This window comes from Deinococcus sp., assembly GCF_018260555.1.
Taxonomy (GTDB): Bacteria; Deinococcota; Deinococci; order Deinococcales; family Deinococcaceae; genus Deinococcus.
The window spans coordinates 1-7,678 of sequence record NZ_JAGLBB010000091.1 but is presented as its reverse complement, the minus strand read 5'-3'; the positions used below and the strand labels follow the sequence as shown (position 1 = coordinate 7,678).

4 protein-coding genes and 1 pseudogene are annotated in these 7,678 nt (G+C 69.1%); all 5 read right to left on the bottom strand.

Going from position 1 to position 7,678, the window contains the following annotated elements:
* A pseudogene (locus QZ271_RS13150) lies at window positions 1–1,029 on the bottom strand (hypothetical protein); the annotation flags it as partial.
* Window positions 1,030–1,208: 179 nt separating this feature from the next.
* Entirely contained in the window at window positions 1,209–4,631 is a 3,423-nt protein-coding gene (locus QZ271_RS13145; protein ID WP_291432210.1) for an efflux RND transporter permease subunit, read from the bottom strand.
* Window positions 4,628–5,974: an efflux RND transporter periplasmic adaptor subunit gene (locus QZ271_RS13140; protein ID WP_291432208.1), complete on the bottom strand. Its 1,347-nt coding sequence runs from the start codon at window positions 5,972–5,974 to the stop codon at window positions 4,628–4,630. Before QZ271_RS13140 ends, QZ271_RS13145 begins: the two co-directional genes overlap by 4 nt.
* Complete coding sequence (locus tag QZ271_RS13135) at window positions 5,971–7,062, bottom strand: TolC family protein (protein ID WP_291432206.1); 1,092 nt, start codon at window positions 7,060–7,062, stop codon at window positions 5,971–5,973. Before QZ271_RS13135 ends, QZ271_RS13140 begins: the two co-directional genes overlap by 4 nt.
* Window positions 7,059–7,678, bottom strand: a 620-nt coding sequence (locus tag QZ271_RS13130; RefSeq protein ID WP_291432205.1) for a TolC family protein, incomplete at its 5' end; no start/stop codon positions are given. The genes QZ271_RS13135 and QZ271_RS13130, both read right to left, overlap by 4 nt.

Genomic DNA, 7,678 nt, shown 5'->3' with positions numbered 1-7,678 from the left:
GCCGCCGCCGCCACCTGCCAGCAGTCGGCCGATAACCGGCGCCGTGGCCACACCACCCAGTCCGCCTGCATCTCGACCGCCACCATCATAAAAGAAGGTCTGGCCACCCATACCCCCGACACCGGCATTGCCGCCGCCGCCGCCACCCGCGTTGTGGCCATCACCGCCGCCACCCGCGTTGCCAGGTGCGCCGCGTGCCACCACATAGCCGCTTGGATAACCTTGGTCGCCGCTCAGGCCAGAAGGTACCCCATACAGCCCAGGGGTGGCACTTGGATTCCGGACCAGCGGAGGCGTTCCGGCAATGCCCTCACCTTTCATGGCCCCAGCAGAACCTCCAGGCGCATTGTAGGTATTGGCGTAGTCGCTTATACCCATGACAGACTGAACGTAGGAGCCGGCACCCCGGAATCCTGCGGCACTGGCGTCTATGGTTTGCCCGTTCATATCCAGCGTTCCCGCCACGTCCAGCACCGTGACGCCGCCGCTAAAGCCGTTCCAGGCAGGTGTACGTATGTCGCTATTCAGGGTCAGTGAAGAATGCTGTGGCACCCGGATAACCTGAAAACTCTTGCGGGTGCTGGTGGCGCTGGCCGGACTGTTTGCATAGCTGTAGGTCAGTGAGTCGCGCAGGGTCACTGTGTTGCCAGTCACGTTAGACACCACGGCAAACTCTGACCTACCCGTATTGTTCAGGGCCGTAGACCCCCGCCCAGTGCTGCCATCGCCGTAAGCAATCGAGGTGCTGTTATTGATATCAGCGTCCTGCATCTGAATAATAAACACCTGGTCGCCCGCCGCTACGGGCGTGGTAGAGGCGTTGCTATCGGTACTCATGCTGCCCAGTGAGATGGTGTTGCCAGACGCCGTGGCCGTTCCGCTCCCCGCATAATAAGTGTTGGCCACATACGAAGGGCCGTCTTTACCCGGCGCAGCGCAAAGCGGCCCGGCCCGGACCTGGTGGCTGCTCAGGGCCAGGCCCAGAGCCAAAATGTACCTGGGGAAATAGCGCATATTCGGATTATTCATCACAGACTCTTACATTTGCATCACCACAGAGCGGCGTGGAGCTATACGGACTGCCGCTCCACTGCTCCACAGTCAGAAAAGCGCCGCCTGCGGCTCCATGCCGCGAAGGGGGGTCTGTTGTTCCTACCCGCATCTGCTCGGGTTGATTCGCAGCTGCACTGGATCAACCGCAGTCCGTGTCAATCTCCGGCGGCCAGCGTGCCTTCCGGGACGGTGGGTGCGGCAGGTTTCTGGCGGCGGCGCTCGAACTGCCAGAACACGCTGGGCACCACGAAGAAGGTCAGCAGGGTGCTGGTCACCACGCCGCCCAGAATCACGATCCCCAGGCCCCGGCGGAACTCCGCGCCGTCACCCTGACCCAGCACCAGTGGAATGCTGATCACCAGGACGGTCAGGGTGGTCATCAGGATCGGACGGAAGCGCAGTTCGGCCGCCTCGACCAGCGCCTCGCGGAGCGGCAGGCTGCGGGCGCGTTCCGTCACGAACTCCAGGTACAGGATCGAGTTCTTGGTGCTCAGGCCCAGCAGGATCACCATGCCCAGCACCGTGATCACGTCCAGGTCCGCGCCGAAGAAATTCAGGCTCCACAGCGCGCCCACGACGGCCAGCGGAATCGGGAGTTGCAGGTAGATAGGGTAGCGGAACGAGTTGAACTGACTGCCCAGCACCAGGTACGTCAGCAGGATCGCCACGATCATCAGGACCGGCCCGTAGAACACCAGGTCGCTGGTCAGTCCGGCGCTGCCGAAGGAACTGGCGTTCCCGAGGGTCACGCCGTCCGTCAGGATGCCGGCCTTCTCGGCGCTGGCCACGATCTCGCGCTGGTACGCGAAGGCGTTCGGGCCGCCGGGTTTCAGGTTGATGTCGATGCTGGCCGTATACGCCTTGTTCAGGCGGCTGAGGGTCGCCGGGGCCTGCGAGACCTCGAAGGCACCCAGCTGCGAGAGCGGCAGGTTGGCGTTCAGGCCGCTGGAGTACACCGTCTGCGACAGCAGGCTCTGCTCGTCCTGAATGCGGGCCGGGTCCAGGCGCACCACGATATCCACGCTGCGGTCACCGTCACGGACGCTGCCAGCCGTGCTGCCGTCGTTGTAGGTGCGCAGGGCCTGCGCCACGTCGCTGGCGCTCAGGCCCGTGCCGGCCAGGCGGGTGCTGTCGGGAATGAACGTGCGTTCCTGCCGCACGGCGCTCAGGCTGCTCTCGACGGTCAGCAGGTTCGGGTCCTGCGCGAGCAGGCGCACCAGTTCACGGTTCTTCTCGATCAGCAGGCCCTGGTTGGGGGCCGTCAGGGCGAGACTCATGTCGGCCGTGCCGCGCGGGCCGGTCTGCTGCGTGCCGACAGTCAGTTCCGTGCCGGGGACGCCCGCCGCGACCGGCGCGAGCTCCCGGTTGAACTGCGTGACGAGTTCCTCGAGGGGAGGCCGTTCGGCCCGGTCGATCAGCGTGACGGTCAGGGCGCTCTCGCTGGCGTTGTTGCCGCCCGTGGCGCTGCCCGCGCCGACACTGGTTTCGAGCAGTCGCACGTTCGGACTGGCCAGCAGACGGTCCTCGATCTGCCGGGTCAGGCGGTTGGTGGTTGCCAGGTCCGCGCCGGTCGGCAGGCTCAGCGTGACGGTCATCACGCCACTGTCCGTCTTGGGCGTGAACGCGAACCCCACGCCCCTGAGGGCCAGCGGGGCGGTGAACAGAAACACCAGCGCGACCAGCATGACGGCCCACGGGCGGTTCAGGGTGCGGTCCAGGGCGCGCGCGTACGAGCGGGCCACGCGGTCCACGGCGCGGTTCGTGAAGCCGTGCAGGGTACCGGTCAGCGCCTCCAGGAGCGCCAGAAGGCTGGTCAGCACGTACCGGGCGACTGCCAGCAGCAGCGGCGCGAACACGGCCGCCACGATCAACGCGCCCGGCAGGCCCAGCGCCGTTCTGGACAGTGCGAATGTAGCCGCTGCGCCGGTCACGGCCAGCCACAGCAGCCCGCCAAAGGTGCGCACGCCGCGCAGCGAGTCCATCAGCAGCGCCGGGAAGCGGCCCAGGACGGCCGGCACCTGCGCCCACGTCACGGGGTCCGGGTCGCGGGTGTACGCCATGCGGACCGTCAGGAACAGCAGGCTTTCGAGCCATGACAGTACGATGGCCGCCGCGATGCCCAGCCCGAACTGACTGAAGAACTGCCCAAGGATGCCCGGCATCAGGCTCAGCGGAATCAGCACGGCCAGCAGCGAGAAACTCGCGGCGGTCACGGCGCTGAAGACCTCACTGCCGCCCAGCAGCACGCTGCGCAGCTGCGAGTACCCCAGGTTGCGGTAACGCTGCACGTTCTCGCCCACCACGATCGAGTCGTCCACCACAATCCCGATGGCCACGATAATCGCCAGTAGCGAGATGATATTGAACGTGAAGCCCATCAGGCCGAACACCAGCGGCGCGGCACTGATCGAGATGGGAATCGCCAGGATCACGGCCAGCACGGTGTTCAGGCGGCCCAGGAACAGCAGGCAGATGAGGCCCACGGCGGCAATGGCGATCAGGAACTCCTTGAAGGTGTCACTGACTGTCGCGCGCGTCTCGGTGGTCGTGTCGCTCGCCAGCGTCAGGCTGTACCCGGCCGGGAGCGGCTGCGCCTGCATGGCGGCGCGCACGTTATCCGCAACGGCCACCGAGTTCGTGCCACTGCCCTTGCGGACACTCAGCAGCACGGCCGGCTGACCGTTCACGCGCGCCAGACTGGTGGCGGTCACGGCGCCGTCGCGCACGCTGGCCACGTCCGACACCTGCAGGCCCGTCTGGGCGTCCACGGTGATGCGGGCCACCTCGGCGGCGTTCCTGGGGGTATTGCGGGTCGAGAACTGCGTCTGCACGCCGCCCCGCTCGACCGTTCCGGCCGGCAGGTCCAGGGCGCTCGCGCCGATGGCCTGCGTGACCCGGGCGGGCGACAGGTTGTACGCCTGCAGTTTGGCGGGGTCCAGCAGCACCTGCACCTTGCGTTCCGGGCCGCCGCTCACACTGACATCCGCCACGCCCTCCACGCGCTCCAGGCGGGGCACGAGCACGTCCTCGGCGTAGGTGGTGACCTGCGCGGGGGGCGTGCTGCCGCCCAGGAGTGCCAGCGTGAGGATCGGCGTGGCGTTGGGGTCGAACTTCTGCACGACCGGAGCGTTACTGCCGTCCGGCAGGCTCGCACGGATCGCGGCGACCGCCTGCGACACCGAGTTCGCGGCCCCGTCGATATCCGTGTCGTCACTGAACGTGATCACGACCGCCGACTGATTACTGACCGACGTGGTGTTGATGTCCGTCACGCCCGCCAGGGTGCTGATCGCGTCCTCGATCTTGCGGCTGACCTCTCGGTCCACCTGATCGGGGTTCGCGCCGGGGTAAGCGGTGCTGACCGCCAGGATCGGCACCTCGAAGTTCGGCAGGAGTTCCACACCCAGCCGGAAGGTCGTGACCAGACCGGCCAGCACCAGCATCACGAAAATGCCGATGGTGAACACGTAATTCTTGACGCTGAACCGCACCAGTGGGTGAATGGTGGGTTCCGGCGTGCCGTCCGGCAGGGTCGCGCCGGGACGATCCCGGAAGTCGTCGGATTCGTGGGTGCTCATGGCTGCGCGCCGCCTTCCGCGCCCGCCCCGGCACCGTCCGCGCCGGGGCCGTCAGTGGCAGGGCCGCGCGTGACCTTCACCTTCGCGCCGTCTTGCAGGCTGGCCGGGACGGGCGTGATGACTTCCAGACCGGGCTGCACGCCGCGCAGCGCCACCTGCCCGCCACTCTCGGCCACGACCGTCACGGGCGTCCGCTGCGCCACTCCCTGCGCCGCGACGTACACGGCGTTCTGGCCGCCGTCCACCTGCACGGCGCTGCTGGGAACCAGCGTGCCTGTGCCCAGCGTGTTGCGGTAGCGGGCCTGGGCGGTCGCGCCGACCGGCAGCGCCTCGCCCCCCTCCACGCGCGCCGTGACCGGCACCAGCCGGTTGGCCCCCGCAATATTGGGCGTGCCCGTCACGACCGCCACGTAATTCACGCCGCCGTAGCCCAGGTTCAGGCGCGTGCCTTCCTTCAGGGCCCGCGCGTCCCCGCTGGGCACGCTGAATTTCGCGCGGATACTGCCCGGATCGACCAGCCGCGCCACGGGCGAGCCCTGCGCGGCGAACTCACCCACGCTGACCGCCAGGCTGGCGACCGTCCCGGAGAACGGCGCACGGACCGCCGTGCGGGTCAGGTTCTCCTCGGCCTGCGCCACGCTGGCCTGCGCGGATTTAAGGCTGGCTTCCTGAAGGGGCACGCTGCCGCTGGCGCCGGTGCCATTTTGCGCCAGGGCATTCTGCGCCTGCGCCAGGGTGCTCTGCGCCTGCGCCAGTTGCGAGCGGGCGGCCTGCAGGTCCGCTAGGCTCACGCCGCCCAGGCTATACAGTGTCTCGGCACTCTGCGCGCCGCTCTGCGCCTGGGCCAGGGCCGCGCGCGCGGACGTGACCGAGGCCTTCAGCGCGGCGCTGGCCTGAGCGGTATTCGTGCGGGTCTGATCGAGGTTGATCTGCGCCTGCTGCACCTGAAGGCGCGCGTTCTCGAGCGCCTGACGCTGCTGCGTGTCGTCGAGCTGCACCAGCACGTCGCCCTTGCCCACGCGGTCGCCCTCGGTGACCAGGACGGCGCGCACGTTGCCGCCGCTCTGCGCGGCCACCTGCGAGTCCCGCTGCGCCTCGATGATCGCTGAGACGCTGCGCTGCACGTTCAGGGTGCCGCTCGTGGCCTCCACGACCGTCACGTCCAGCGTGGTGCTCTTGGCGGGCACGGCGTCCAGGTCGTTGGTCGTCCTGGCCGCCTGCGGCTCGCCGGAACCGGCGCCCGCTCCTCCCGGCGCGGCGCAGGCAGCCAGGACGGCGCTGAGCAGCACGGCCAGGGTCAGTGGGGCGGCGCTCGGCCGGCCCGCAGCAGCGGCGCGGGTCACTTCACCAGTCCCGTGACATCGGTCCCGGCGGCGCTGCCCAGCGCGGCCAGCGAGCGCCACACGTTGTTCTGCGCCTGCGTGACCGCCAGCTCCGCCTGCTGCGCCTGCACCTGCGCCTGCTGCACGTCCACGGCAGCGGCCGTGCCAGCTTTCAGGCGGGCCTGCGCCTGCGTGAGGCTGGTCTGCGTGTTCGCGAGGCGGTCACGTGACAGCGCCACGCGCTCCTGCGCGTCTTGCAGGGTGCGGTAGGCGTCACGTACCTGCGTCAGCGCGCTGCGCTGCGCGTCACCCAGGCTGATCTGCGCGTTCTGCGCGGCCACGCGGGCGTCTTCCAGGGTCCGGGCGGGCGTGTAGTCGTTGTCGGCCAGTTTCACCTGCAACGCACTGAACGCCGCGCCGTTCGCGGCCTGCACCAGCCCCGGCAGGCGTTTTTCCAGCCCGACCTGCAACCCGGCCAGCGTCAGGCTCAGTTTCGGCGGGGCGGGCGGGGCACCCAGGGTCAGGTCGGTACTGGCGGGCAGGTTCAGGCTGCGGGCCAGCTGCGCCTCGAGCACCGGCAACTGGTCACGCGCGCTCTGCAGGTCCTGTCGGTCGTTGTCGAGCGTGTTCTGCGCGCGGCTCACGTCCAGCGTGGTCGCCACGCGCGCCGCGAGTTTCGCCTGCGCGATCTTCAGCTGCCGGGCGTCCAACTCGACCTGCGCGGCCGACACGCGGGTGCGCGCGGCCGTCTCGAAGGCGCCCAGGTACTGCGTCACCACCGTCTGCGCCACGCTCAGTTTGGTGGAATTCAGTGTCGCCGTCTGCGTGGTCACGTCCTGTTCGGCCTGCGTCAGAAGCGTGATCGGGGAGGTCGGGTCGGCCCGCACGGCCCGCAGGTTCGCCTGGGCTTTTTGCAGGTTGGCGCGGGCCGTGGTGACGTCCGCCCCGTTCTCGAGCGCGCGCGTCACGGCGCCCGGCAGGGTCAGGGTGGTCGCCGCCTGCGCGGACGCCTGCGGAGCGGCCAGCAGCAGGCTCAGGGCCAGCAGGCGCAACGCGCCGCTCAGGCTGCGGGCGGTGATCGTGGGATTCAGGTTCGTGGGGTGGTTCATGGGGTACCTCCGGCAGTCAGCAGCAGTGGGTCGAGGTCAGTGGTGGCCTGCGCGAGCGTCAGGGTGGCGAGCGTCACGGCGTTCAGTTGCGATTGCAGCGCCTGCTCGGCCTGCAGGGCGTTCAGTTCCGCCTGCCGGACGTTCAGGGCCGTGACCAGTCCGGCGTCCAGGCGGGCGCGGGCGCTGTTCAGCGCGGTGCTGGCCTGCTCGGCGGTCGTGCGGGCAGCACTCAGCGCAGCCTGCTCGTTCTGCAGGGCGTCGAGGCTGGCGCGCACGTCGAGTTCCACGCCCTGGCGGGCGCTGTCCAGCGCCAGTTGCGCCTGCGTGACACTCAGTTGCGCCTGCATCAGGGCCGTGCCACGCGCATATTCGAACACCGGCAGCGAGGCGCTGAGCGACAGGACCACGCCGCCCGGAATGGCGCTGGTGTCCTTCAGGGGCACGCTGACCTGCGCGCCCAGCGTGCCCTGCTTGACGTTCAGGGTCCCGCTGATCAGGCGGCCACTGTTCCCGCCCGCGTCACTGAGCTGCCCGGCACGGACGCTGGCGCTCAGGTCCGGCAGGCGGGCGTCCAGCCGCGCGGCGCTCAGCGCGGCCTGCGCGTCGGCCAGCGCCG